The organism is Amycolatopsis antarctica, assembly GCF_002262875.1.
In the GTDB taxonomy this organism is placed as follows: Bacteria; Actinomycetota; Actinomycetes; order Mycobacteriales; family Pseudonocardiaceae; genus Amycolatopsis; species Amycolatopsis antarctica.
Map to the genome: position 1 here is coordinate 1 of NZ_NKYE01000023.1, position 22,295 is coordinate 22,295.

The 22,295-nt window shown below is 71.3% G+C and carries 24 protein-coding genes; 15 read left to right on the forward strand and 9 right to left on the reverse strand.

Annotation, left to right across the window (positions count from 1 at the left end):
- Positions 1–1,260 precede the first annotated feature (1,260 nt).
- Positions 1,261–1,851, reverse strand: coding sequence for a superoxide dismutase (locus CFN78_RS26595; protein ID WP_094865792.1), 591 nt, complete (start codon positions 1,849–1,851; stop codon positions 1,261–1,263).
- A 135-nt stretch (positions 1,852–1,986) separates the two neighbouring features.
- Between CFN78_RS26595 and CFN78_RS26600 the strand changes: the two genes are divergently transcribed.
- The 6 genes from CFN78_RS26600 to CFN78_RS26625 all read left to right on the forward strand — a co-directional run bounded on the left by CFN78_RS26600 (position 1,987) and on the right by CFN78_RS26625 (position 8,250).
- Positions 1,987–2,922, forward strand: coding sequence for a DMT family transporter (locus CFN78_RS26600; RefSeq protein WP_276307382.1), 936 nt, complete (start codon positions 1,987–1,989; stop codon positions 2,920–2,922).
- A 175-nt stretch (positions 2,923–3,097) separates the two neighbouring features.
- Positions 3,098–4,015: an ABC transporter ATP-binding protein gene (locus tag CFN78_RS26605; protein ID WP_094865844.1), complete on the forward strand. Its 918-nt coding sequence runs from the start codon at positions 3,098–3,100 to the stop codon at positions 4,013–4,015.
- A gap of 76 nt (positions 4,016–4,091) precedes the next feature.
- Complete coding sequence (locus tag CFN78_RS26610) at positions 4,092–4,838, forward strand: ABC transporter permease (RefSeq protein WP_094865793.1); 747 nt, start codon at positions 4,092–4,094, stop codon at positions 4,836–4,838.
- A 4-nt stretch (positions 4,839–4,842) separates the two neighbouring features.
- Entirely contained in the window at positions 4,843–5,952 is a 1,110-nt protein-coding gene (locus CFN78_RS26615; protein ID WP_094865794.1) for a sensor histidine kinase, read from the forward strand.
- Positions 5,949–6,572 (forward strand): response regulator transcription factor, encoded by a 624-nt coding sequence (locus CFN78_RS26620; RefSeq protein WP_276307383.1) that lies wholly within the window; start codon positions 5,949–5,951, stop codon positions 6,570–6,572. The genes CFN78_RS26615 and CFN78_RS26620 overlap by 4 nt, the downstream gene beginning before the upstream one ends.
- Positions 6,573–6,810: 238 nt before the next feature.
- Positions 6,811–8,250 (forward strand): S8 family peptidase, encoded by a 1,440-nt coding sequence (locus CFN78_RS26625; RefSeq protein ID WP_205660666.1) that lies wholly within the window; start codon positions 6,811–6,813, stop codon positions 8,248–8,250.
- Between the two features lie 73 nt (positions 8,251–8,323).
- On the opposite strand, the gene CFN78_RS26630 is transcribed toward CFN78_RS26625, so the two are convergent.
- On the reverse strand, positions 8,324–8,812 hold the full coding sequence (locus CFN78_RS26630; protein ID WP_094865849.1) for a GNAT family N-acetyltransferase: 489 nt from the start codon (positions 8,810–8,812) through the stop codon (positions 8,324–8,326).
- 138 nt (positions 8,813–8,950) lie between these two features.
- On the opposite strand from CFN78_RS26630, the gene CFN78_RS26635 reads away from it, so the two are divergent.
- Positions 8,951–9,802 carry an SAM-dependent methyltransferase gene (locus tag CFN78_RS26635; RefSeq protein ID WP_240519711.1) on the forward strand — a complete coding sequence of 284 codons (852 nt, stop codon included), beginning with the start codon at positions 8,951–8,953 and terminating at the stop codon, positions 9,800–9,802.
- Positions 9,803–10,061: 259 nt separating this feature from the next.
- On the forward strand, positions 10,062–11,114 hold the full coding sequence (locus CFN78_RS26640) for a fatty acid desaturase family protein (RefSeq protein WP_094865795.1): 1,053 nt from the start codon (positions 10,062–10,064) through the stop codon (positions 11,112–11,114).
- On the opposite strand, the gene CFN78_RS26645 is transcribed toward CFN78_RS26640, so the two are convergent.
- The gene (locus tag CFN78_RS26645) at positions 11,111–11,779 is read right to left on the reverse strand and encodes a DUF2238 domain-containing protein (RefSeq protein WP_110495032.1); all 669 of its coding nucleotides are present in this window, start codon (positions 11,777–11,779) and stop codon (positions 11,111–11,113) included. The two genes, CFN78_RS26640 and CFN78_RS26645, sit on opposite strands and share 4 nt — an antisense overlap.
- 66 nt (positions 11,780–11,845) lie before the next feature.
- The gene (locus CFN78_RS26650; RefSeq protein ID WP_094865796.1) at positions 11,846–12,595 is read right to left on the reverse strand and encodes a hypothetical protein; all 750 of its coding nucleotides are present in this window, start codon (positions 12,593–12,595) and stop codon (positions 11,846–11,848) included.
- A 183-nt stretch (positions 12,596–12,778) separates the two neighbouring features.
- Here CFN78_RS26650 and CFN78_RS26655 point away from each other — a divergent pair, with 183 nt between their 5' ends.
- Genes CFN78_RS26655 through CFN78_RS26670 form a run of 4 tightly spaced genes read left to right on the forward strand, consistent with a single transcriptional unit; the run spans position 12,779 to position 16,629 of the window.
- A complete protein-coding gene (locus tag CFN78_RS26655; protein ID WP_094865797.1) occupies positions 12,779–13,060 on the forward strand; it encodes a metal-sensitive transcriptional regulator in 282 nt (93 codons plus the stop codon).
- 55 nt (positions 13,061–13,115) lie between these two features.
- The gene (locus CFN78_RS26660) at positions 13,116–13,322 is read left to right on the forward strand and encodes a heavy-metal-associated domain-containing protein (protein WP_094865798.1); all 207 of its coding nucleotides are present in this window, start codon (positions 13,116–13,118) and stop codon (positions 13,320–13,322) included.
- Between the two features lie 36 nt (positions 13,323–13,358).
- Positions 13,359–14,333 carry a hypothetical protein gene (locus CFN78_RS26665; RefSeq protein ID WP_094865799.1) on the forward strand — a complete coding sequence of 325 codons (975 nt, stop codon included), beginning with the start codon at positions 13,359–13,361 and terminating at the stop codon, positions 14,331–14,333.
- A gap of 13 nt (positions 14,334–14,346) precedes the next feature.
- A complete protein-coding gene (locus CFN78_RS26670) occupies positions 14,347–16,629 on the forward strand; it encodes a heavy metal translocating P-type ATPase (RefSeq protein ID WP_094865853.1) in 2,283 nt (760 codons plus the stop codon).
- Between the two features lie 34 nt (positions 16,630–16,663).
- Here the strand turns inward: CFN78_RS26670 and CFN78_RS29385 are convergent, their stop codons facing one another.
- Together CFN78_RS29385 and CFN78_RS30395 are read right to left on the reverse strand one after the other, a co-directional pair.
- Positions 16,664–16,834 carry a DUF6307 family protein gene (locus CFN78_RS29385; RefSeq protein WP_165777724.1) on the reverse strand — a complete coding sequence of 57 codons (171 nt, stop codon included), beginning with the start codon at positions 16,832–16,834 and terminating at the stop codon, positions 16,664–16,666.
- Positions 16,831–17,082, reverse strand: a complete 252-nt coding sequence (locus CFN78_RS30395; RefSeq protein ID WP_420807933.1) for an RGCVC family protein — start codon at positions 17,080–17,082, stop codon at positions 16,831–16,833. The genes CFN78_RS29385 and CFN78_RS30395 overlap by 4 nt, the downstream gene beginning before the upstream one ends.
- Positions 17,083–17,391: 309 nt before the next feature.
- Between CFN78_RS30395 and CFN78_RS26680 the strand changes: the two genes are divergently transcribed.
- On the forward strand, positions 17,392–18,183 hold the full coding sequence (locus CFN78_RS26680; RefSeq protein ID WP_338065555.1) for a S1 family peptidase: 792 nt from the start codon (positions 17,392–17,394) through the stop codon (positions 18,181–18,183).
- 71 nt (positions 18,184–18,254) lie between these two features.
- Here CFN78_RS26680 and CFN78_RS26685 read toward each other — a convergent pair whose 3' ends face one another.
- Together CFN78_RS26685 and CFN78_RS26690 are read right to left on the reverse strand one after the other, a co-directional pair.
- Positions 18,255–19,139, reverse strand: a complete 885-nt coding sequence (locus CFN78_RS26685; protein ID WP_338065556.1) for a hypothetical protein — start codon at positions 19,137–19,139, stop codon at positions 18,255–18,257.
- 46 nt (positions 19,140–19,185) lie between these two features.
- Positions 19,186–19,431 (reverse strand): hypothetical protein, encoded by a 246-nt coding sequence (locus CFN78_RS26690; RefSeq protein WP_094865802.1) that lies wholly within the window; start codon positions 19,429–19,431, stop codon positions 19,186–19,188.
- Positions 19,432–19,611: 180 nt separating this feature from the next.
- Here CFN78_RS26690 and CFN78_RS26695 point away from each other — a divergent pair, with 180 nt between their 5' ends.
- Complete coding sequence (locus CFN78_RS26695; protein WP_094865803.1) at positions 19,612–20,727, forward strand: sensor histidine kinase; 1,116 nt, start codon at positions 19,612–19,614, stop codon at positions 20,725–20,727.
- Positions 20,724–21,401, forward strand: coding sequence for a response regulator (locus CFN78_RS26700; protein WP_094865804.1), 678 nt, complete (start codon positions 20,724–20,726; stop codon positions 21,399–21,401). Before CFN78_RS26695 ends, CFN78_RS26700 begins: the two co-directional genes overlap by 4 nt.
- A gap of 75 nt (positions 21,402–21,476) precedes the next feature.
- Here CFN78_RS26700 and CFN78_RS26705 read toward each other — a convergent pair whose 3' ends face one another.
- Complete coding sequence (locus tag CFN78_RS26705; protein ID WP_094865805.1) at positions 21,477–22,193, reverse strand: FG-GAP repeat domain-containing protein; 717 nt, start codon at positions 22,191–22,193, stop codon at positions 21,477–21,479.
- Between the last annotated feature and the right edge of the window lie 102 nt (positions 22,194–22,295).

A 22,295-nucleotide genomic window follows, 5' to 3' on the forward strand; every position in this document is an offset into this window, starting at 1 on the left:
ACGACTCCGCGCGACCCGCACGACGTCCTCACGGAACTCACGGGGATAGGGCTTGGGCACAGCGACATCCTTCCAGCCTGCACATCAGCAAGCGATCTCAGATGTCACAGATCCCTTCAGCAGCCCCAACCCCTCCACCCACCAACCAACCTGCCAGCACCCTTTTAGCGCATACCCCGCGCACCAGAACCGCGTACTAGTCCCGAGCAGCCGAGGCATCAACGACTGGCGAAGACCGCGCACACCCTCACCAGGTCGTGGAAAAGTGCGCACCGCCACGCCCCGGCCTGCCGATCGCGCGATCGTGACGACGGACGTCGCCCCGGACTACGACCAGGACACTACGAGCCCGCGTCACCCGCACCGCCAACTCGACGACTGATACCGACAAGGCGACAGGACCAGAAGTTCGCACATCGACACCCTTCGGCACACCCGGCACGAGGCCGTGACAGCAGGGGGACGGCTCCCCCTGAGCACATAGCACCCGTCCGCAGTAGCAAACAGGACCACCACCAAACCGCACCAGAGAAACCGTTCCGTGGGGAACTGCCGCTGGTGACCACCACCAGAATTGACCCGTGCGGCGGCAGTTTCCCACGGCGCGCCGAAGGCGTGCCTGAAACCCAACCAGCCACCCAGAACGCCAACATTCCAAGGCCCGCAACCACTCCGCCGGTCCCGAGCCCCGAGCCCACAATGGAGTGCATTACGAGGCGGCCCACCGCGAGGTACAGCGCCGAGAGACGGCGTATCTGCGAGGTAGCGCATCACGGTAGCGCTGTACACCTGGAACACGGCGCATCGCGGGGTACCGCACCTGCGAGCGGCGTACCGCGCGACAACGCACCCACACGCAGCGCATCACGAGGCACGCACCAAGAACCGGCGTACCAGGACGTGCCGCATCCAGGTGGCAGCGCACCACGAGGTGCCGCAGTGCAACGCAGCGCAATTTCGAGGTACCGCACCACGAGGCAGCGCACCTTTGAGGTGGCGCATCACGGCAACGCAGCGCCGTCCAGCGCGGCGCACCGCGAGGTACCCCCCGAGGTGCCCCGCCAGCCGAGGTGCCCGCCAGCCGAGGTCTCCCCGTCGAGAGACCGCGCCCACCTGCCGCACCGAGGACGTACCGCGTTGTCGTATCTGCTCCGGCGAACCTTGCCCTGCGCTTGGGTCGGCGTGGATCAGGTCGTCTGAGTAGGCGCGTCCGGTGATTGCGGCCGCATCGCCACGCGTGGCGATGCGACGGGAGTGGCGTCAGAAGGCGACGTTGACGCAGGCGGGCCGCTTGCCCGCCATCCCGGCGTGACCGGGGTCGGTGTGCGTGTGCGTCTCGTGGATCACCACGGACATCGCCCGCCGTTCGTCGAATCCCCAGTCTACAGTGGACACCGCGACGGCGTTGCCGACGGCGTCGGTGGTGAGGTCGAGCCAGATCTCGTTGTCGGGGTTGGCATACGCTGGGTCGACCGAGGGCGTGACCGGATCCTGCTCGTGCTGGAAGTGCGGACCGGCCGCGTCGCCGGTCGCCCCGCACGGCTTCGTGTGCGCGTGCGCCCCGTACTCCCGGTCGGGCACCAGGCCCCGCACGCTCAGCAGCGTCGTGGTCCCCAGGAACGACCGCGAGGACACGACCACCCGAGCCTGCGCGCCGACCGGCACCAGCGCCTGGTCGTAGGTGCTCGCCGCCGCACCCGGCGCGAACTCGGCGAAGGTACCGCCGGCGTGCACCAGGCCGACCCCGATCCGGGGAGCTTCGGACGCCGCGGCGGCGCTGCCGGTCGACGCGATCAGCGCCGCCGAGGTGGCGAGGAGAGTGGTCATGACGGTGGGAAGGAGACGTCGCATACCTACTCGGTAACCCAGCCGATCGGGCGACGCCAGCCGAACCGGCCCACTGTCACTCGAACCGGTGGTATTCCACACTGTGGTCTTGACGTCCTCGCGGCGGCAATCCGCCCCGTCCACTCGTAACCTGACCGCGTGACATCCAACGCCGCCGAACCGGCCGACCGGACCTGGCTGATCGCGGTGGCCGCCGCGATGTGGGGCACCGACGGCCTGCTCCGCGTCCCGCTCGCCGACGCGCTGCCCGCCGCCACAGTGGTGTTCTGGGAGCACCTGCTCGTGGTGGTCGTCCTCCTCCCGTGGCTGCCCTCCGCCGTCCGCGCTCTGCGCCGCTGCGGGCCACGCGAATGGGTGGCCGTGCTGGTGATCGGTGGCGGGGCGTCCGCACTCGCCACGGCCCTGTTCACCGCCGCCTTCGCCACCGGCGACCCGGTGACCCCGCTGGTCCTGCAGCAGCTGCAACCCCTGTTCGCGCTCCTGGCTGCCTTCTTCCTGCTCGGCGAACGCCTGCGCGCCGGCTACGCCCTGTTCGCCCTGCCCGCGCTCGCCGGAGCGTGGCTGCTTGCCTTCCGAAACCCGTTGCAGATCGAACTGTCGGCGGCCCGCGCCGCGCTGCTCGCCGTCGGTGCCGCCGCGCTCTGGGCCGCCGGGACGGTACTCGGCAGGCTGGTGTCGGCGAAGCTGCCCGCCCGCGACGTCACCGTGCTGCGGTTCGGCATCGGCCTGCCGGTCGCCGCCGGCATCGTCACGGTCCAGGGCGGGGCGTTCGCGGTCGGCTGGGCCAACGCGCCCGGGCTGGCGCTGCTGGCCTTCGTGCCCGGACTGCTCGCGCTGAGCCTCTACTACCTCGGCCTGCGGTCCACCCCTGCCGCCAGGGCGACCCTCGCCGAACTCGCGTTCCCCGTCACCGCCGCACTGCTCGGCGTCACCTTCCTCGACGCGACGCTGAGCGTGACCCAGTGGATCGGCCTGCTGGTCGTCGTCACCGCGGTGACCGCACTGAGCTGGCACGAGAAGGTGCGCCGCACGCCGATGGTGCGCACCGACCTGCCCGAGCTGTCCGCGAAATAGCCCACAGGCCCCCGAGTTGTCCACAGGTCTCCACCTGGGCATCGGGAAACTCGTCGACGAGATTCCTCGCAGCCGGCCGGTTGACATTCGTCATCCAGGACCGGTGACGCCGCCGCACTACCCGCCGCCCGCCGCCCGCGACATCGTTGCTCTCACGGCGAAACGGGAGGCCACGGTGACAGAGCAGCAGACGGTACTGCGGGTGCGCGGAGCACAGCACAGCTACGGACGGACGGTCGCGCTCGACGGCGTGGACCTCGACGTCGGCGCGGGCGAGTGCGTGGCCCTGCTCGGCCCCAACGGTGCGGGGAAGACGACGCTGGTGAACCTGGCGATCGGGCTGCTCACCCCGCAGGGCGGCGAATTCCGTTGCAACGGCGGCAATCCCCGCGACGCGGCCGCGCGGCGCAGGCTCGGCGTCGTGCAGCAGACGCTGGGCTTCCCGACGACGCTGAAGGTCGGCGAACTCGTCACCGGTGCCGCCATCCGGGCGGGCCGCCATCGCGGCGCCGCCGGGCCGGTGCTGGCCGAGCTGGACCTGACGGACCTGGCGGGCCGTCGCGCGACGAAGCTCTCCGGCGGCCAGCGGCAGCGGGTGCAGCTCGCGATGGCGCTCGTCGCCGACCCGGCCCTGCTCGTGCTGGACGAACCGACCGCCGGACTCGACGTGCCCACGCGGCAACGGTTCTGGCGGATCATCGACGCCCGCCGCGACCGTGGCACGGGGGTGCTGGTGACCACCCACCTCATCGACGAGGCGGGTTCCGTCGCCGACCGCGTGGTGGTGATCGACGGCGGCACCATCGTCGCCGAGGGCACCCCGGCCGACCTGATGTCGCGGTTGCCCGACCGGACGGTCGTCGCCCGCACCCGACTCGACGACGCGCAACTCGCGCGGCTCCCGGGGGTCGCCTCGGTCGGCCGGGACGGTGAGCACGTGCGGCTCACCACCCGGTCGCCCGAGGCGCTGGTCGGCGCCCTCCTCGCGGCCGACGGCGACCTCAGCGACCTCCGCGTCGACGGCGCGGGCCTGGAAGAGGCCGTGGTCAGCCTGACCCGCCTGGCCCACCCGGCGCGGGCGGAAGTGGCATGACGTCCCACCCGCGCGAACCCCACCCGAATCCCGACACCGGTGCCTGCCCGGCACCCGCGAACAGGAGTGCCGACCGATGACCGCTCTCGCCGCCCGGATCTTCCGGGTCGAACTGTCCGAGGATCTCAAAGGAATCGTCCGGGAACCGGCCGCGCTGTTCTTCTCGGTCGTGCTGCCGGTCGCGTTCTTCGCTGTCTTCGCGTCGATCTTCGGTGCCCAGCAGAGCGGACCGCTTCCCGGCGGCACGATCATGCTCGCCACCTTCGGTGCCTACGGGGTGCTGGCCGTGACGCTGATGAACCCGGGTATCGGCGTGGCGACGGACCGGCAGATCGGCTGGCTGCGCGCCAAGCGCGTGTCGGCGGTGCCGCCCTGGCTGACGCTGTCGGCGAAGGTCGCCGCCGCGCTGCCCTACGCGGCCGGGGTGTTCGGCGCCATGGTGCTGGCCTCGGCGCTGACCGGCACCCTGGACGCGTCGCCGGGGCAGCTCGTGCGGGTCGGGGCCGTGCTGCTGGTCGGCTCGCTGCCGTTCGCGCTGCTGGGCCTCGCCGTCGGTTTCCAGGCTGGCACCAATGCCGCCGTGGCGATCCTCAACGGCGTGCTGATGCCGTGCGCGGTGGTGTCCGGGCTGTGGATGCCCTTGGAGATCCTGCCCGCGTTCTTCGGCGACGTCGCGGTGTTCCTGCCCACGTACCATCTGTCCCAGCTGGCGCAGGCCCAGCTCGACGGGGGTGAGACGCTCGTGCACGTGCTCTTCCTGCTCGGGACGGCGGTCGTCGCCGGGGCACTCGCCGCCGCGTCCTACCGCAGGGCGAGGATCTGACGCGATGAGCACGGTGGAGCCCCGGGCAGGCCGGGACCGGGTCCGGATCTGGCACTGGGTTCACCTGGTCTACCTGGTTTTCCTTTTCGCCCAGCCGGGTTTCGACCCGGCGAGCGGAGCCCTGGACTGGGTGCTGGCCTCGGTGGTGGCGGCGCTGGCCGTGGCCGTGTACGTGGCCGCCACCCTCGCCGACACGGCGCGGGTGCGCTGGGTGGGCGCCCTGCCGATGGCCGCGCTGGCCACACTCGCCGCCCCGCTCAACGCCTCGGCGACCGTGCTGTTCATCTACTCCGCCGCCTTCGCCGGTTCCTGCGAGACCCGACGGTTCGCTTTGCGCTGGTTCGCAACCCTGTCGCTGCTGACGGTGGCGCTGGCGTTCGTGTCGCAGACGCCGATGCCGTACCGGCTGTGGAGCGTCCTGCCGCCGCTGCTGCTGATCTGGGTCGTCGGGTTCTCGGTGATCGCGGAGGCCGACAAGGACCGGGAGTCGGCCGAACTGCGGCTGCGCAACGCCAGGATCGAGCACCTGGCGACGGTCTCCGAACGCGAACGCATCGCCAGGGACCTGCACGACCTGCTCGGGCATTCGCTGACCGCCGTGGTGGTGCGGGCGCAGTTGCTGCGCGAGCTGGTGGCGGGCGACCCGGCACGCGCGGCCGAGGAGGCCGCGGAGATCGAGCGGACGGCCCGCGAGGCGCTGAGCGAGGTTCGTAGTGCCGTCACCGGTTGGCGGCGGGCGAGCCTGGACGCCGAACTGGAAGCCGGGCGTGGAACGCTGCGCAGCGTGGGCGTGGAGCTGGACGTGGAGAGGGAACCCGGGTTGACCCTCGTCGGCTCCACCGAGCACGAACTGGCGGGCGCGCTGCGCGAGGCGCTGACCAACGTCGCGCGGCACGCCGACGCCCGCACCTGCCGGGTGGCGCTGACGCGGCGGGACGGGGAGCTGCGGCTGACCGTCGCCGACGACGGGATCGGCCTGCGCGCACGGGGACGGGAGGGCAACGGCATCGCCGGGATGCGCGACCGGGTCGCGGTACTGGGTGGAACCATTCGCCTGCAAGGGGAACGAGGTACGACGGTGACGATCGCCGTGCCGCTGGAGGTGGCGGTGTGAGCGGGTCCGCGAGCGGGACGATCCGGGTGGTACTCGCCGAGGACCAGGGGATGGTGCTCGGTGCGTTCGCCCAGCTTCTCGGTCTCCAGCCGGACATCGAGGTGGTCGCCACGGCCGTCGACGGGGAGCAGGCGCTGCGTGCCGTCGCCGAGCACCGGCCGGACGTGCTGCTCACCGACGTGGAGATGCCCGGGCGGAGCGGGCTCGACGTGGCCGCCGAACTGCACCGGATCGGCGACCCGGTGCGCATCCTGATCGTCACCACCTTCGCCAGGTCCGGGTATCTGCGCCGGGCCCTGGACTCCGGGGTCTCCGGTTACGTGCTCAAGGACGCGCCGATCGGGGAACTGGTGGCGGCGCTGCGGCGGGTGCATGCCGGCGAGCGGGTCGTCGCGCCGGAGCTGGCCGTCGCCGCCTGGGACCGGGCAGACCCGCTGACCGAACGCGAACGGGCACTCCTGCGCGAGGTGGCCACCGGTGCGTCCAATGTGGACATCGCCGCCCGGCTCAACCTCGCCGAGGGCACGGTGCGCAACTACCTGTCGAACGCGATGACGAAGCTCGACGCCCGCAACCGTGCCGAAGCCGCCCGCGTCGCGGCCGAACGCGGCTGGCTCTGAAGCCTGCCGGAAACCTCGTCGCAAAGCCGTTCGGCCCACTGCCGCAATGGGCGACATTGGTATGAATGGCGGTACCGTCGGCCTGATTCCCATTCTTTGAGTTAATCCTGTTCCACCTGCTGAAACATTGGAACTTTCGTAGCTTACAGGCGCCTTTCCTGCGGGTATTTTTTTCGATGAACGGCACCTTTGTGTCAGCCATCGGCATGTCGCATTCCCTGGGCAGGAAGGACCATCCGTGAAACGGACCAACGGCAAGGGGCTCGCGCTCGTTCTCGCCGGTGCATTCGGGATCGCCGGGGTCGCGCTGACCGCCGTGCCCGCCGCGGCCGAGCAGGCCGCCGGACCGGACCTTCCGCAGAGCACCGGCAGCACCCAGCTCATCGTCGCCTACAAGTCGGGCGACGCCGCCAAGGTCGAGCGGGACGCCGCCGGCACCGCCTCGGCGGCCACCGGGGCCGCCACGTTCCAGCGCCGCACCGCCACCGGCGCGGCGGTGGTGGACCTGGGGACCTCGGACGCCGGCGCGGTCGACGCGGCGCTCGCCGGGTTCCGGGCCGACCCGGACGTCGCCTACGTGGAGGTCGACCAGCGGCTCACCGCGCTCGCCGCGCCGGACGACCCCGAGTACCCGAAGCAGTGGGACTTCAGCGAGGCGGCCGCGGGAATGAACGTCCCCGGTGCCTGGGACGCGGGCGCGACCGGTGAGGGCGCCGTCGTCGCGGTGCTGGACACCGGTTACGCCGCGCATTCCGACGTCGAGGGGAACGTCCTGCCCGGTTACGACATGATCGCCGACCCGGTGACCGCCCGGGACAACGACGGCCGGGACGCGAACGCCGCCGACGAGGGCGACTGGGCCGAGGCCGACGGCGCGTGCGGACCGGATTCCAAGCGCACCAACTCGTCCTGGCACGGCACGCACGTCGCGGGCACCGTGGCCGCCACCGCGAACAACGCCGTCGGCGTCGCGGGCGTCGCGCACACGGCGAAGGTGCAGCCGGTCCGCGTGCTCGGCCGCTGCGGCGGCATGACCTCCGACATCGCCGACGGCATCGTCTGGGCCTCCGGCGGTGAGGTCGAGGGCCTGCCGGTCAACCCGACACCGGCCAAGGTGATCAACCTGAGCCTCGGCGGCCCCGGCGTCTGCGGGGTCACCACGCAGGCCGCCATCGACGGTGCCGTCGCCCGCGGCACCTCGGTGGTCGTCGCCGCCGGCAACAGCGACCAGGACACCTCGCTGTTCACCCCGGCCAACTGCAACAACGTCATCACCGTCGGCGCGAGCAACCGGGCCGGGGACAAGGCGTTCTACTCGAACTGGGGCGAGCTCGTCGACGTGACGGCGCCCGGCGGTCAGATCCGCGAGGAGAGCGACACGCCCGGCACCATCACCACGCCGGAGAACGGCATCCTGTCCACGGTGAACCTCGGCGAGACCACCCCGGGCGACGAGGGCTACAAGCCGATGATGGGCACGAGCATGGCCGCGCCGCACGTGGCCGGACTGGCCGCGCTGATGCTCGGCAAGGACGCCGAACTGGCCCCCGCCGCGGTCGAGGACCTGCTCAAGGCCAACGCCCGCCCGATCCCCGGCGTCTGCGCCGAGGGTTGCGGTGCGGGGCTCGCCGATGCGACGAAGACGGTGGCCGCGGTCGGCGCCACGGCGGCACCCTGAGCGAAGGGAACCGACGGCCGGGGCGCGACCGCGTCCCGGCCTCCTTCCCGGCGCGAGCGTCGGTGCGGGCCGGTCAGTGCAGGGGTTTGCGCATCAGTACGCAGGTGGCGCGGTGCCGGGTGACCGTCCCGTCCGGCGTCACCACGTTCCACTCCTCGGGTTCCCGCCCGTAGGCCAGGTAACCCAGTCGTTCGTAGAGCGCGCGGGCCCTCGGGTTGTCCTCCGCCACCGACAGTTCGGCACGGTCGTGGCCGCGCTCGGCGATCCGCCGTTCCGCCGCGCCGATCAGCAGCGTGCCGAGGCCGCACGAGCGCACGGCCGGATGCACCGCGAGCTGCCACAGGGTGCCCGCTCCCGGACGCCGGGTGTAGTCCACGCCGCCGATCGCCAGCGGCAGGTCCGTCGGCGGGCACACCGCCAGATACTCCACCTCGCCGAGTTCCGCGCGCCGCAGCGCCACGGTGACGAAGCCGAGATGGCCGGGCCCGCCGGCCCAGCCGCATCCGGGCAGGTCGTCACGGCGCAGGTCGCGGACGGTGACCTCGAGCCGGAACGTCGCCACGACGCCGAATCTACCGCGTCCGCGGGCGTCTGCCCCCGTCAGTCCCAAGTGGACGGTCCGATCGGCGGCGGCCCGCACGGCGCGGGCAACGTAGAGTCTCCGGGAGAATCCGGCACCGACGGCGGAAGAGACCACTGCGTGAGCAATGACGAGGACGAGGACAGGGCCCTGCTGGCCCTGGCGGACAGCGTCGACCGGCCGTCCGCGGCCCGTGTCTACGACTACTTCATCGGCGGCGAGACCAACTACGCCATCGACCGCGCCTTCGCCGAGCAGGTCCGGGAACGGGTACCGCTGATCGGCGAGTACTGCCGCACCAGCAGGCAGTTCCTCGGCCGCGCCGTCCGGCACTGCTCCGCCGGGGGAGTCACGCAGTTCGTCGACATCGGTTCGGGCCTGCCCACGGCCGGCAACGTGCACGAGGTGGCCGACGCGGCCCGCCCGCAGCTCGACACCCGGGTCGTCTACGTGGACAACGAGCCGATCGCGCTGGCGCACTCCCGGATGCTGCTCGCCGACACCGCCGATCCGGAGCGCCACCACGCCATCGCCGCCGACCTGATGGAGCCGGGTGAGCTCTGGGCGCAGGTGCGCGACACCGAGATCCTCGACCTGAGCCGTCCGGTGGTGCTGATCGTCAACGCCGTGCTGCACTTCATCAAGGACCAGGACGACCCGGACGGGATCATCGAGTTCTATCGCGAGCTGCTGCCCTCCGGTTCTTTGCTCGTGCTCTCGCAGATGACCAACGAGAACCCGGAGAGCGAGGACGAACGGCAGGCGCTCGCCGATCTGCAGGACTACTACGAACGCACCACCAACCCCGGGCAGTTGCGTACCACCGGGGAGTTCGCCCGGTTCTTCGGGGACTGGGTCCTCGAAGAACCGGGCCTGGTCTACGCCCCGGCGTGGCACCCGGACGACGAGACCCTCTTCCGCACGGAACCCTCGCAGTCGCGAGTGCTCGGTGGTGTCGCGCGCAAGTCGTGACGTGGTGTCCCTGCCCTCGTCTGGTTGCCCGGGTGCACGCGGGATGGCACCCTTGAGGTACACCACCGCCCAGAGTGGTGTTCTTCGCCCGAGACCCCGGCGCTGAGTTGATGCGCGGGGCTCCCGTCGAAAGACCTGTCGGTGCTTTCGAGTCGCCGCGATTCCCGAGGTGGCAACCGGCACGGTGCGGAGCACCTCACCAGTGCACCTTCGCGAGTTCGCAGGCGGATGACCGTGCGCAACCGATGAAAGGCACTCCATGACTTCAACCGACGCTCCGGCTCGACCGCAGCCGAACGAGACGCCGGGTAGCGACTTCGCCGATCTGGCCCGCACCATCAAGGGTGAGGGCCTGCTGGACCGCCGTCGCGGCCATTACCTGACCAGGATCGTGCTCAACCTGCTCGCGTTCGCGGGTGGCTGGGTGGCGTTCGCCTACCTGGGCGACTCCTGGTGGCAACTCTTCCTCGCGGCCTTCTTCGCGCTGATGTTCACCCAGCTCTCGTTCATCGGCCACGACGCGGGGCACAAGCAGATCTTCTCCAGCCGCAAGGCCAACGACGCCGCCGGCCTGTTGCACGGTGGTCTCGTCGGACTCAGTTACGGCTGGTGGATCGGCAAGCACAACCGGCACCACGCGAACCCGAACCACGAGGAGAGCGACCCGGACCTGGACATCCCCGCGCTCGCCTTCACCAAGGGCCAGGGCAGCACCAAACGCGGATTCCTCCGCTGGATGGCGAAGTACCAGGCGTTCCTGTTCTTCCCGCTGCTTTTGCTGGAAGGCCTGAACCTGCACTGGTCGAGCATCGTCTCGGTATGGAAGGACGACCTGAAGTCACGCCGTGTCGAACGGCTGCTGATGGCCGGCCACGTCGCGGCGTACCTGACGGCCGTGTTCGTGGTGCTCTCGCCGCTGACCGCGCTCGTGTTCATCGCCGTGCACCAGGGCCTGTGGGGCCTCTACATGGGCTGCTCGTTCGCGCCCAACCACAAGGGGATGCCGACGATCCGTGCCGGGGAGAAGCTGGACTTCCTGCGCAAGCAGGTGCTCACCTCACGCAACGTGCGGGGCGGCCCCGTCGTCGACTTCGCTCTCGGCGGCCTGAACTACCAGATCGAGCACCACCTGTTCCCGAACATGCCGCGGCCGAACCTGCGCCGTGCGCAGGTGCTGGTCAGTGAGTTCTGTGCGCAGCGCGAGGTGCCGTACGCCCAGTGCGGTGTCTTCCGGTCCTACGGTTACGTGCTGGAACACTTGCACGAGGTCGGCAGGCCGTTGCGCGCACCCGCGCCGGTGGGCGCCGCCTAACCTCTCCGTGCGACGCCCGGCTCGCCCGCACCGGCGAGCTGGGCGTCGTGCATTCGGCGCAGCGCCAGTTGCGCGAGGATCGCCCCGCACAGGCAGAGGAACATGTCCCACTGGGTGTCCCAGACGTCGCCCTGGGTGCCCAGGAAGTCGTCCGCCCCGGAACCGAGAGCCATCGCCGCCGCCCATTCGACGAACTCGAAACAAGCGGCGATCGACAGGCACACGGCGGTGGTGAGTACGAACGTCCAGCCGCCGCGGCGCAGCGGGCTCAGCCGCAACAGCAGCTCCCGCACCAGGATCGCCGGCACGAAACCCTGCACGAAGTGGGCGAAGCGGTCGTAGTTGTTGCGCGCCGTGCCCAGTGCGCCCTGAACCCACTCACCGAGCGGTGTCTCGGCGTAGGTGTAGTGCCCGCCGTAGCAGAGCACGATCGCGTGGAACACCAGCAGCCAGCACACCAGCCGGCTCAACGGGAACCGCCTGCGGTTGAACAGCACCAGCGGTACCCCGGCCAGAATCCAGACGATCTCCATCAGCCAGGTGGACGTACTGGTGGCCCCGATGCCGGACCACACCAGCACCACCGCCAGCACGGCGAGCAGCGCGCCGCCCTCCGTCCGGGACGGGCCACGGACGTCGGCTTCGGTCACGGTCGCGCCCTTCATCCGCGCCACTGTGCCGCATCGCGTCCCGGGCCGCACCGATTCGCGGAGTCAGGTTCAGTCCCGCGGCTACCGGGGGCCGGGGTGCTGGACGTACTCGACGCCGATCCGTCCCGCCTCGCGGACGACGGACAGTGAACGGGCCGTGGCGGCGAGCATCAGCAGCACGCCGAGGTTCTCGCCGAGTTCCTCGGCGTGGTAGGTGAGCACGTACAACGGTCCGCTCTCGCCGCCCGCGATCAGCAGGCCCTGCAGTGCCTCGCCGCCGAGGGCCGAGCCGAGCAGCAGGGCGCAGCCGCCGACCATGTACCAGCGCGCGGCGCCCCGCAGTCGCACGGCGAGCAGCAGCAGGGCGAGCGCGACGAAGGCGCCGGCGACCAGGCCGGGGATCAGCCAGTAGAACGGGAAACCGTCGAAGGAGAGGAATTCCCGTCCGACACGGTCGAGCCGTTCGTGGAGCTGGGTGTGGTCGTCGAGGGACAGGGCACCCAGCATGGCGGCGCTGACGAACCACGCCCACCCGCCGGGTACGCGGCGGGCGCGGGCCACCGCGCCGATCCCCGCGTGCACGACGGCACCGGTGACCAGCAGCGCGGTGCTCCACCAGGTGGGGAGGTTGCCCTCGACGAACACGTCGAGGTAGAGCTGCACCTCGCCGCGGTCGCGGGTGAGTGGATGGTCGATCAGCGCGGGCACGGCCATGCTGGCCACGTTCAGCGCGAGCGTGACGGCAAGGACCACCCAGCCGGCCACGCGGAAGCGAACGTGCCGCACGGAATGTGACGCGACGTCGCCGAGCGTGTCCACGGGTGCGACCATGACCGACCTCCGAGGTGAGGGAATCCGGACACGGTAGGCCCGCAGATGAAGAACCGGGCATCCGGGTGTGTTCCGGGCGGTCACGGTCCTGTTTGCATGCCCTACCCCCCTAGGGTATAAATGACCTCATCCTGCATACGGGTAAGGGGTATGTTGGATGTGCCGACGACGAAAGGGCACACGATGCGCGGATACACCGGTGACAAGGACGCGTACCTCAAGCGGCTGCGCCGCATCGAGGGTCAGATCCGTGGCCTGCAGCGGATGGTCGAGGACGATGTGTACTGCATCGACGTCCTCACCCAGATCTCCGCCGCCACCAAGGCGTTGCAGTCCGTCTCACTGGGACTGATCGACGAGCACCTCAAGCACTGCGTGACCGAGGCGATCGCCGAGGGCGGCGACACCGCCACCGAGAAGGTCCGCGAGGCCAGCGAGGCGATCGCCCGGCTGGTCCGTTCCTGACGGCACCCGAACCCGAAACCCCGCACCGAAACCGAACCACGAGGAGAACCGGACGATGGCCGAGACGACCTACACCGTGACCGGAATGACCTGCGAGCACTGCGCCCGCTCGGTGACCGAGGAGATCCAGGAACTCACCGGGGTCACCGCCGTCGCGGTGGACGTGCCCACCGGGGCGGTCACCGTCAGCAGCGAGGCGGATCTCGGCCTGGCCGAGGTGCGTGCCGCCGTCGAGGAAGCCGGATACCAGCTCGCCGCCTGATACGGGAAGCGTCCGCGAAAGCCCGGAAGGAACGCCATGAACGTACCCACCAGACTCGCCGCCTACGGTGCGGTGCTCGTCCTGGCCGCCGGTGGCGCCTGGGCGGTGGGCACCGCCGTCGGTCCCCTCGGCGCTGCCGCCGACGGCGGCACCGGGGCGCACGGCGAGCAGGCCGTGCACGGTACGGACGCGGGCCACGGCGATACCCACGGCGACGTCTCGGGGGCCGCGGCCGAAGCGCCGGGAGGACTGGTTTCCACCGCTGCGGGGTACACGCTCGTCCCGCTCGCCACGACCGTGGCCGCCGGACCGGAACAGCCGTTCTCGTTCCGGGTCACCGGCCCGGACGGGCGGCCGGTCACCGCGTACGAGGTCGAGCACGAGAAGCCGCTGCACCTGATCGTGGTGCGCCGGGACACCTCCGCGTTCCAGCACGTCCACCCGGAACTGGGGCCGGACGGAACGTGGACCGTTCCACTCGACACCACCGCACCCGGCAGCTACCGGGTCTTCGCCGATTTCGTCCCGTCCGGCGGTCCGGCGCTGACGCTGGGTACGGACCTGTCGGTGGCCGGCGAGTTCACCCCGGTCACCCACGCCGAATCCAGGGACACCACCGTCGACGGTTACCGCGTGTGGCTCGACGGGGACCTCACCCCGGGCCGTACCTCGCGGCTCACCCTGGCCGTGGCCAGGGACGGCGAGCCGGTGACCGACCTCCAGCCCTACCTCGGCGCGTACGGCCACCTGGTCGCCCTGCGCGCGGGGGACCTCGCCTACCTGCACGTCCACCCGGACGGCGAGCCGGGCGACGGCCGGACCGCCCCGGGGCCGACGGTCACCTTCTTCGCCGAAGTACCCACGGCGGGCACCTACCGGATGTTCCTCGACTTCCAGCACGAGGGCACCGTGCGCACCGCCGAGTTCACCGTCGGCACCGCACCGGCGGCGGCGACCCATCCGCCCGGTGCGCCGGAACCCGCACATGGCCACGGACCGGCCGACGAGTGAGGAGGCCACCGCGATGACGGACACGACCGGCACCGGCGTACGCCCGCCCGCCACCGAGATCGAACTGATCATCGGCGGCATGACCTGCGCCTCCTGCGCGATGCGCGTCGAACGGAAGCTGAACAAGCTGGACGGTGTCAGCGCCACCGTCAACTACGCCACGGAGAAGGCGAAGGTGACCTACTCCGGCGAGGCCGAGCCGGAACGGCCCGTGGAACAGGCACTGGTCGCACAGGTCGAGGCCGCCGGTTACACGGCCACGCTGCCCGCCCCGCCCGAGCCGGACGGTGCCGCCGCGGCCGGGGGCGAGGCCGCCGGGGACGAGACCGATCCGGCCACGGACTCGCTGCGGCAGCGGCTGATCGGATCGGCGCTGCTGTCGGTCCCGGTGATCGCCATGGCGATGATCCCGGCACTGCAGTTCACCTACTGGCAGTGGATCTCGCTGACTCTCGCCGCACCCGTGCTGGTCTGGGCGGCCTGGCCGTTCCACCGTGCCGCCTGGGCGAACCTGCGGCACGGCGCCGCGACGATGGACACGCTGATCTCGATGGGCACGCTGGCCGCGTTCGGCTGGTCGCTGTACGCCCTGCTGTGGGGCAGCGCGGGCGTGCCGGGGATGACGCATCCGTTCGAGTTCACCGTCGAGCGGATGGCGGGCGAGGCGAACATCTACCTGGAGGTCGCCGCCGGGGTCACCACTTTCATCCTCGCCGGACGCTACTTCGAGGCCCGGTCCAAGCGCCGGGCCGGGGCCGCGCTGCGGGCGCTGCTCGAACTCGGCGCCAAGGACGTCGCCGTCCTGCGCGAGGGCGTGGAACGGCGGATTCCGGCGGGCGAACTGCTCGTCGGTGATCGGTTCCTCGTGCGGCCGGGCGAGAAGATCGCCACCGACGGCGTCGTCGTCGAGGGCAGCTCGGCGATCGACGCGAGCATGCTCACCGGCGAGTCCGTACCGGTCGAGGTGGCGCCCGGCGGCACGGTGGCAGGCGCGTGCGTGAACGTCGGCGGCAGGCTCGTCGTCCGCGCCACCCGCGTCGGCGCCGACACCCAGCTCGCCAGGATGGCTAAACTCGTCGAGGACGCGCAGACGGGGAAGGCCCAGGTGCAGCGTCTCGCCGACCGGATCTCCGCGGTCTTCGTGCCGATCGTCATCGCGCTGTCCGTGGCGACGCTGGCGTTCTGGCTGGGCGCCGGGGGCACCCCCGCGGCGGCGTTCACCGCAGCCGTCGCCGTGCTGATCATCGCCTGCCCCTGCGCGCTCGGGCTCGCGACGCCGACCGCGCTGCTGGTCGGTACCGGAAGGGGCGCGCAGCTCGGCATTCTGATCAAGGGACCGGAGGTGCTCGAATCCACCCGCGCCGTGGACACCGTCGTGCTGGACAAGACCGGCACCGTCACCACCGGCCGGATGTCGCTGGCCGGGGTGCACACCGTCCAGCGCGCGGACCCCGGCGAGGTGCTGCGGCTGGCCGGCGCGCTGGAGGACGCCTCCGAGCATCCGATTGCCCGCGCCATCGCCCGTGCGGCACGGGAGAACGGGCCGTTGCCCGGCGTCGAGGGCTTCGCCGCGGTGGACGGCGGGGTGCGGGGAACGGTCGAGGGGCACACGGTGGTGGCCGGGCGGACCGCGCTGCTGGACGGGGACCTGCCCACCACGCTCGCCACGGCGAAGGCCGAGGCCGAGGCGCTCGGGCGGACGGCGATCGTCGTCGGCTGGGACGGCGAGGCGCGGGCCGTGCTGACCGTCGCCGACACCGTCAAGGACACCTCCGCCGAGGCGATCGCCCGGCTGCGCGGCCTCGGGCTCGCCCCCGTACTGCTCACCGGCGACAACGAGGCCGTCGCGCGCACGGTAGCCGCGGAGGTCGGCATCGACGAGGTGATCGCCGGGGTGCTGCCCGCCGGGAAGGTCGAGGTGGTGCGGCGGTTGCAGGCGGAAGGCCGGGTCGTGGCGATGGTCGGCGACGGCGTCAACGACGCGGCCGCTCTCGCGCAGGCGGATCTCGGCCTGGCGATGGGCACCGGCACCGACGTGGCGATCGAGGCCGGTGACCTGACGCTGGTCGGCGGCGACCTGCGTGCGGCCGTCGACGCGATCCGGCTGTCGCGGCGCACGCTGCGCACGATCAAGGTGAACCTGTTCTGGGCGTTCGCCTACAACGTCGCCGCGCTGCCGCTCGCCGCCGCCGGGCTGCTGAACCCGATGCTGGCGGGTGCGGCGATGGCGTTCAGTTCGGTGTTCGTCGTATCGAACAGCCTGCGGCTACGCGGTTTCCGCACCGCTCTGCGCTGAGAACTCTGCGCCGAGCGCACGGCCACCGGGCCGGTCAGCGCAGCTTTTCGGGGACGGTGTCCAGGGCGTGCACCATGCGCACGGCCAGGTCGAGGGCCGCCTGGCCGTCGAGGGGCGAGTGCTCGCGGACGATGCCCTGCACGAGCAGCACCCGCTGGTCGTACCGGGAGGGGAGGGTGACGTCGGTGGTGATTTCGGCGGTCATGAGGTGGTCCCGTCTTCTTCGATGTCCGCCCGCAGCCTCGCGGACGCGGGGCAGACGCAGCCGCGGGCCAGATTGCCGGCGAGGGTCGCCGAACAGAACCTGAGCCCGATCTGATCGTGGTCGTCGCGTACGTGGGAGCACGCGGTACAGCCATCGAGACTGGTCGGCTCGGTGACCGGCTGTGTGGTGTCGGTGGCCGGCATTGTCACTCGTGGTTCCCGTCCGTGATCACGCCTGCCATGCGGCATCGGGGCGTGCGATTCGCCATGCGACCGGGAATACGGTCGCCGGATCTGACGCTCGGGGAGGGGTCCCGTGCCCCGGGCAGATCTGTGGTTCTCACTCGGTGTGGCCGAGGACCGGACCTATACGCCCAGGGTACTCCCAGGCAGGCCACGGTGCACCGCAGGCAAGTCGAAGTCCACAGTGGACGGATGCCGTCCGTCCCTCGGCCACACGGCCGATGCGCACCAGCCGAGTGGCCGATCCTAGGTATGCGAGCCGGCTTCTAGTGTCGTCCGGGACCACGCGACCGCTCGCGACAGAGGAGTTCTTCGATGCCCGTTGCCGGAAACAGCAGGAAGTGGATGGGCGCGTTCGCGCTCACTGGTGCCGCGATGGTGGTGGCCGGTGCGCTGTCGCCCGCCGTCGCCGCGGCCGAGGACGTCACGCCGTACGTCATCGGCGGGCACGACGCCACCGAGGACTACTCCTTCATGGTGTCCCTGCAGAGCGATGGCAATCCCTTCTGCGGCGGCTCGCTGATCAGGCCGGACTGGGTGGTCACCGCGGCACACTGTGTCGACGGTCAGGACCCGGCCCAGATCAGCACCCGGATCGGCAGCCGCGAGTACTCCGGCGGTGGCAGCGAGGCCGGGGCGAGCAGGATCATCGTGCACCCCGACTACCAGCCCGGCCCCAGCGGCGCCGACATCGCGCTCGTGCAACTGGACCGCGCCGTCGAGCAGCAGCCGATCTCCATCGCCGCCGAGACGGGCGGGGCGGGCACGCCGACGCGCATCCTCGGCTGGGGCCAGCACTGCTTCGACCAGAACTGCCAGGAGCCACCGCTGGTGCTGCAGGAACTCGACACCAAGGTCGTCGCCGACGACCAGTGCGTGAAGTTCACGGCGGGCAAGGAGATCTGCACCGACAGCGACACCCCGGACGCGCAGGGATGCTTCGGCGACTCGGGTGGTCCGCAGATCAAGGGACGCCCCGGTTCCTGGGAACTGGTCGGCGCCACCAGCCGGGACGGCGACGAGGACCCGATGTGCGCGACCGGCACCGGCATCTGGACCGACGTCACCGTGCATGCGGAGTGGATCGAGCAGAACGCGGTGAGCTGAGCCCGTTCCACCGTCCCGGCCGATACGTACCGGCCGGGACGGTGGCGGTACCGCGCCGGTCACGCAAAGGCTCAGACCCGGCCGTTCGCACGCAGCAGAGCCAGCGCGCGCAGGGTCGCCCAGCCGCGCCACTCGAACTCCCCCGCCGGGGAGTGGGAACTCCAGTCGACGGTCCAGCCGCCGTCCGCGCGCCGCGCCGCCGCCAGCGCGTCGAGCCCGGCCTCGATCAGCGGCTCCGCCAGGTACGCGCGCACCGGCCTGCCGGGTTCCGGGGCGAAGTCCAGCGGGTGCATCGCCTCACCCTCCGCGCCACCCTCCACCGGCATGACACCGGACGCGGGCAGGAACGCGGCCAGCCTGCGCAGTTCGGCGTCGGCCCCAGGCACGAGATCGTGCACGGTGTCCAGGAACCGCAGTGCGAACCGGAACTCCAGCGCGTGCCCGGGAGCGTCCAGTTCCCGGATCCGCCGCATCGAGTACTCCGTCGCGGTTGCCGTCCACGGATGCTCGCGTACCGCCGTGTCGTGCCTGCCGGTCAGGTGCGCGCTCGCCGCGAGCATGCAGGTCATGTGCAGCGAGGACACGGAAGGGTCGACGGCGGCGAAGAACGGGGCGCAGCCCGCCGGGTCGGCGATCGGCAGGCCGAACGGCAGGCCACCGTCCGGGAGGGTGATCGAGGTCAGCCAGTCACACAGCCGGGCAGCCTCCGATGTGGTTTCCGGGCCGATCTCCTCGAACACCTCGAAGGCGTGCAGGGCGGCCACGGGCTGGCTGCTCGCCGAGCGTAGGTCCGGTTCGAGGCCGGAACCGTAGCCACCGTCGGCATTGCGGTATGCGGCGAGCGCGGCCGTCACCGCGCCGGTGGTGCCGTCGCCGAAGCTCAGTTCGAACCGCCGCCGGTCCAGCAGCCGGGCATGGGTCGCCATGAAGGTAGTGGTCGCGTCGAGTGGAGTCACCCCGCGATGATCCCGCCATCCGCGCCGCACGGCTTGTACGGAACGGTCACCGGGCACCGGAGGTCCGGCGTCCGGCGCGCTCGGCGATCACCAGCACCACCACCCCGATCACCGAGACGGTGAGGTTCGCGTACACCTCGAAACCGGTCAGCGCGTCGATGTGCGGGATGACGAACCTGTTGAAGGCGTTCAGGATCGGGTTGAGGATCGGCTGGAACGCGAGGTGGTCGATCGTCCCGCTGATGCCGGCGACGACCAGGTACAGGCCGAGAAACTGGATCGCTTTACGCATACCCAGGACGCTAGGAACCGCGGACCGGTAGCCGCATCGGCCGCCGGCATCCGCCGCCTTGACGCCCGGATCGGACCCGCCGCCGCGCGCTCCGACCTCGGTATCGACCGTGCCGACTTCGGTATCGTTCCGCTCGCGCGGCGCGCCCCGTACCCCCGGGCGCGGGTAGGTTCGGCCGGCATGGACGGTGCGCGGCGGCGCGATACCCGCGAGTGGGTGGTGGACAGTGCCGTGTTCCTGGTCGCCGTCCTCTACGGCTTGGTGACCGCCGGACTCCGGCTGGACTCGGTGCCGCCGGAACCCTCGTGGCTGTTCACCGTCGACCAGTTCACCGGTGCGCTCGGCTGTGCGGCCGTCTGGTTGCGCAGGCGCTGGCCGGTTCCGCTGGTGCTGGTGCTGGTGGTGCTGTCGACGTTCTCCGAATTGGTCGGCGGCGCGCTGCTGGTCACGCTGTTCACCGTTGCCGTGCACCGGCCGGTGCGGACCACGATGTGGGTGTTCGGGCTCGGCCTGCTCGCCGCGGTCGTCTACGTGGTGCTGCGTCCCGAACCGGACGTCCCGACCGCGCTCCTGCTGGCGTTCGGGGTCGCCGTGGAGGGAGCGGTGGTCGGCTGGGGGCTGTCCATCCATCATCAGCGCAGGCTGGTGGCGCAGGCGGAGACGGAGGCGGCGTTGCGCGCCGAACAGGCCCAGCACGAGGTTCGGGAGGAGATCGCCAGGGAGATGCACGACGTCCTCGGCCACCGGCTGTCCCTGCTGAGCGTGCACGCGGGCGCGCTGGAGTACCGGCCGGACGCGCCCGCCGAGGACGTGGAGAGGACGGCCGCGGTGATCCGGCAGAGCGCCCACGAGGCCCTGCAGGACCTGCGCGAGGTGATCGGTGTGCTGCGGGCCCCGGTGGGTGAGCTGCCACAGCCGACGCTCGCCGACGTGGACGCTCTGGTCGCCGAATCGGCGGCCGGCGGAATGCGTGTGCACCTGCGCGAGGTGCCCGCGGGGCCGGTTCCGGACCTCGCCGGCCGCACCGCGTACCGGGTGGTGCAGGAGGGGCTGACCAACGTCCGCAAGCACGCGCCGGGGGCGGAGGCGAGCGTCGCGGTCACCGGCCGGCCGGGCGAGGGGCTCACCGTGCTGGTGGTCAACGGCCCGCCCGCCGCCACCCCGGCACCGGGGCGGCCGGGGCGGGGGCTGACCGGATTGGGCGAGCGGGCAGCGCTGGCAGGCGGGCGGCTGGAGCACGGAGGTGTCCCCGGCGGCGGCTGGCGGCTGACGGCCTGGCTACCGTGGCCGGCATGACCGGATCCGCGGCGAACCCCGTCGGCGTGCTCATCGTCGACGACGATCCGCTGGTGCGGGCCGGCCTGACGATGATGCTGGGCGGCACGCCGGAGATCCGGGTGGTCGGTGCGGCCGCTGACGGCGCGGAGGTGCCCGCCCTGGTCGAGCGGCACGCCCCGGACGTGGTGCTGATGGACATCCGGATGCCCTCGGTGGACGGGCTGAGCGCGACCGAGGCGCTGCGGGCCCGACCGGGTGCACCGGAGGTCGTGGTGCTGACCACCTTCGACGCGGACGAGCACGTGCTGCGCGCCCTCCGGGCGGGAGCGGCCGGCTTCCTGCTGAAGGACACCCCGCCCGCCGAGATCGTGGCGGCGGTACGCCAGGTGGCCGCCGGACGCCCGGTGCTGTCGCCGGAGGTGACCCGGAGGCTGATCGCGAAGGTCTCCGCGTCCGGCAGCGACCGCCGCCGGGACGAGGCGACGCGCAGACTGGCCGCGCTCAACGAGCGGGAGCGCGAGGTCGCCACCGGGATCGGCGAGGGCAGGTCGAACGCGGAGATCGCCGCCTCGCTGTACCTGGGCGTGCCGACGGTCAAGACGCACGTGTCGGCCATCTTCACCAAGCTGGGCCTGAACAACCGGGTGCAGATCGCACTACTGGTCCACGACGCTGCCGGGGACGGTGCCTGACTGTCTGTTGTGGACGGTCGATGGTGGCGCTGGCCCACGCGTCGGTGGGCCGGCGCCGGACGTGTGCCGAGACGGTCAGGCGCAGGCGGCGGTGTCGACGTCGAGCACCGGGTCCCCGGCGAGCGCACCGGTGATCGTGTAGTCGTCCACCGGCGTGGCGACACCGTCCTGGACCTGGTAGCGGACGCGGCTGCCGTCGTAGACGAGGTCGGTTCCCGTGCCGACGTTCGAGGCGGCGAGCGTGATGAGGTCGCGGCCGGTGGCCGACGCGGCGCACTCGTAGCCGACCCGGCTGGCGGCGCCGCCGCCCTCGTTCAGTTTCAGCGGCTGCCCGTCCTCGGTGGTCAGACCGCGGGGGGCGCCGTCGGCGGCCCTGTCCCAGACACTGAAGGTGGCGGTGTTCGCCCCCATCGACTCGGTGACCACGACCTCCTGGCTGCCGTCGCCGTTGATGTCGGTCACTCGCAGCGGCAGTACGCCGCGGTAGGCGTCGGCGGGCATCTCCACCGAGTTCTCCACCCCGTTCACGGTGAACCGCAGCGACTGCACGCTGCCGTCACCCAAGGGGGTCAGCGTGACCAGATCGGCCGTGCCGTCGCCGTCGAGGTCCGCGGCGGCCTGCTGCACCTGCGGAATCTCCTGCGCCGAGGCGATTCCGACCGGCAGCGCGAAGAGTCCTGCGGTCAGCGCGGTCATGGTGACGACGGTCTTCGTGGTCCTGCGCATGGTGTGGCCTTCCCTGGTGCTGTCGTGGTCCGGTGCGTTCGTGACTTCGCGGGTCGCGTTCGGCATCCGGCTCCCCCGGTGTTCGCGGGCAACTCCTTCGTCGTCGAACTTCGGCGACACAAGAGGAGATGCGTGGGAACGTCCCGATGTTCAGCCGAAGTGAGATTG

Excerpts from the sequence above, each read along its gene's own strand:
- CFN78_RS26705 (WP_094865805.1), bottom strand. The coding sequence starts at position 22,193 with ATGCCGAACGCGACCCGCGAAGTCACGAACGCACCGGACCACGACAGC.
- CFN78_RS26670 (WP_094865853.1), top strand. The coding sequence starts at position 14,347 with ATGACGGACACGACCGGCACCGGCGTACGCCCGCCCGCCACCGAGATC.
- CFN78_RS30395 (WP_420807933.1), bottom strand. The coding sequence starts at position 17,082 with ATGCCGCATGGCAGGCGTGATCACGGACGGGAACCACGAGTGACAATG.
- CFN78_RS26615 (WP_094865794.1), top strand. The coding sequence starts at position 4,843 with ATGAGCACGGTGGAGCCCCGGGCAGGCCGGGACCGGGTCCGGATCTGG.
- CFN78_RS26690 (WP_094865802.1), bottom strand. The coding sequence starts at position 19,431 with ATGCGTAAAGCGATCCAGTTTCTCGGCCTGTACCTGGTCGTCGCCGGC.
- CFN78_RS26640 (WP_094865795.1), top strand. The coding sequence starts at position 10,062 with ATGACTTCAACCGACGCTCCGGCTCGACCGCAGCCGAACGAGACGCCG.
- CFN78_RS26645 (WP_110495032.1), bottom strand. The coding sequence starts at position 11,779 with ATGAAGGGCGCGACCGTGACCGAAGCCGACGTCCGTGGCCCGTCCCGG.
- CFN78_RS26650 (WP_094865796.1), bottom strand. The coding sequence starts at position 12,595 with ATGGTCGCACCCGTGGACACGCTCGGCGACGTCGCGTCACATTCCGTG.
- CFN78_RS26610 (WP_094865793.1), top strand. The coding sequence starts at position 4,092 with ATGACCGCTCTCGCCGCCCGGATCTTCCGGGTCGAACTGTCCGAGGAT.
- CFN78_RS29385 (WP_165777724.1), bottom strand. The coding sequence starts at position 16,834 with ATGACCGCCGAAATCACCACCGACGTCACCCTCCCCTCCCGGTACGAC.
- CFN78_RS26660 (WP_094865798.1), top strand. The coding sequence starts at position 13,116 with ATGGCCGAGACGACCTACACCGTGACCGGAATGACCTGCGAGCACTGC.
- CFN78_RS26595 (WP_094865792.1), bottom strand. The coding sequence starts at position 1,851 with ATGCGACGTCTCCTTCCCACCGTCATGACCACTCTCCTCGCCACCTCG.
- CFN78_RS26700 (WP_094865804.1), top strand. The coding sequence starts at position 20,724 with ATGACCGGATCCGCGGCGAACCCCGTCGGCGTGCTCATCGTCGACGAC.
- CFN78_RS26680 (WP_338065555.1), top strand. The coding sequence starts at position 17,392 with ATGCCCGTTGCCGGAAACAGCAGGAAGTGGATGGGCGCGTTCGCGCTC.
- CFN78_RS26695 (WP_094865803.1), top strand. The coding sequence starts at position 19,612 with ATGGACGGTGCGCGGCGGCGCGATACCCGCGAGTGGGTGGTGGACAGT.
- CFN78_RS26655 (WP_094865797.1), top strand. The coding sequence starts at position 12,779 with ATGCGCGGATACACCGGTGACAAGGACGCGTACCTCAAGCGGCTGCGC.
- CFN78_RS26665 (WP_094865799.1), top strand. The coding sequence starts at position 13,359 with ATGAACGTACCCACCAGACTCGCCGCCTACGGTGCGGTGCTCGTCCTG.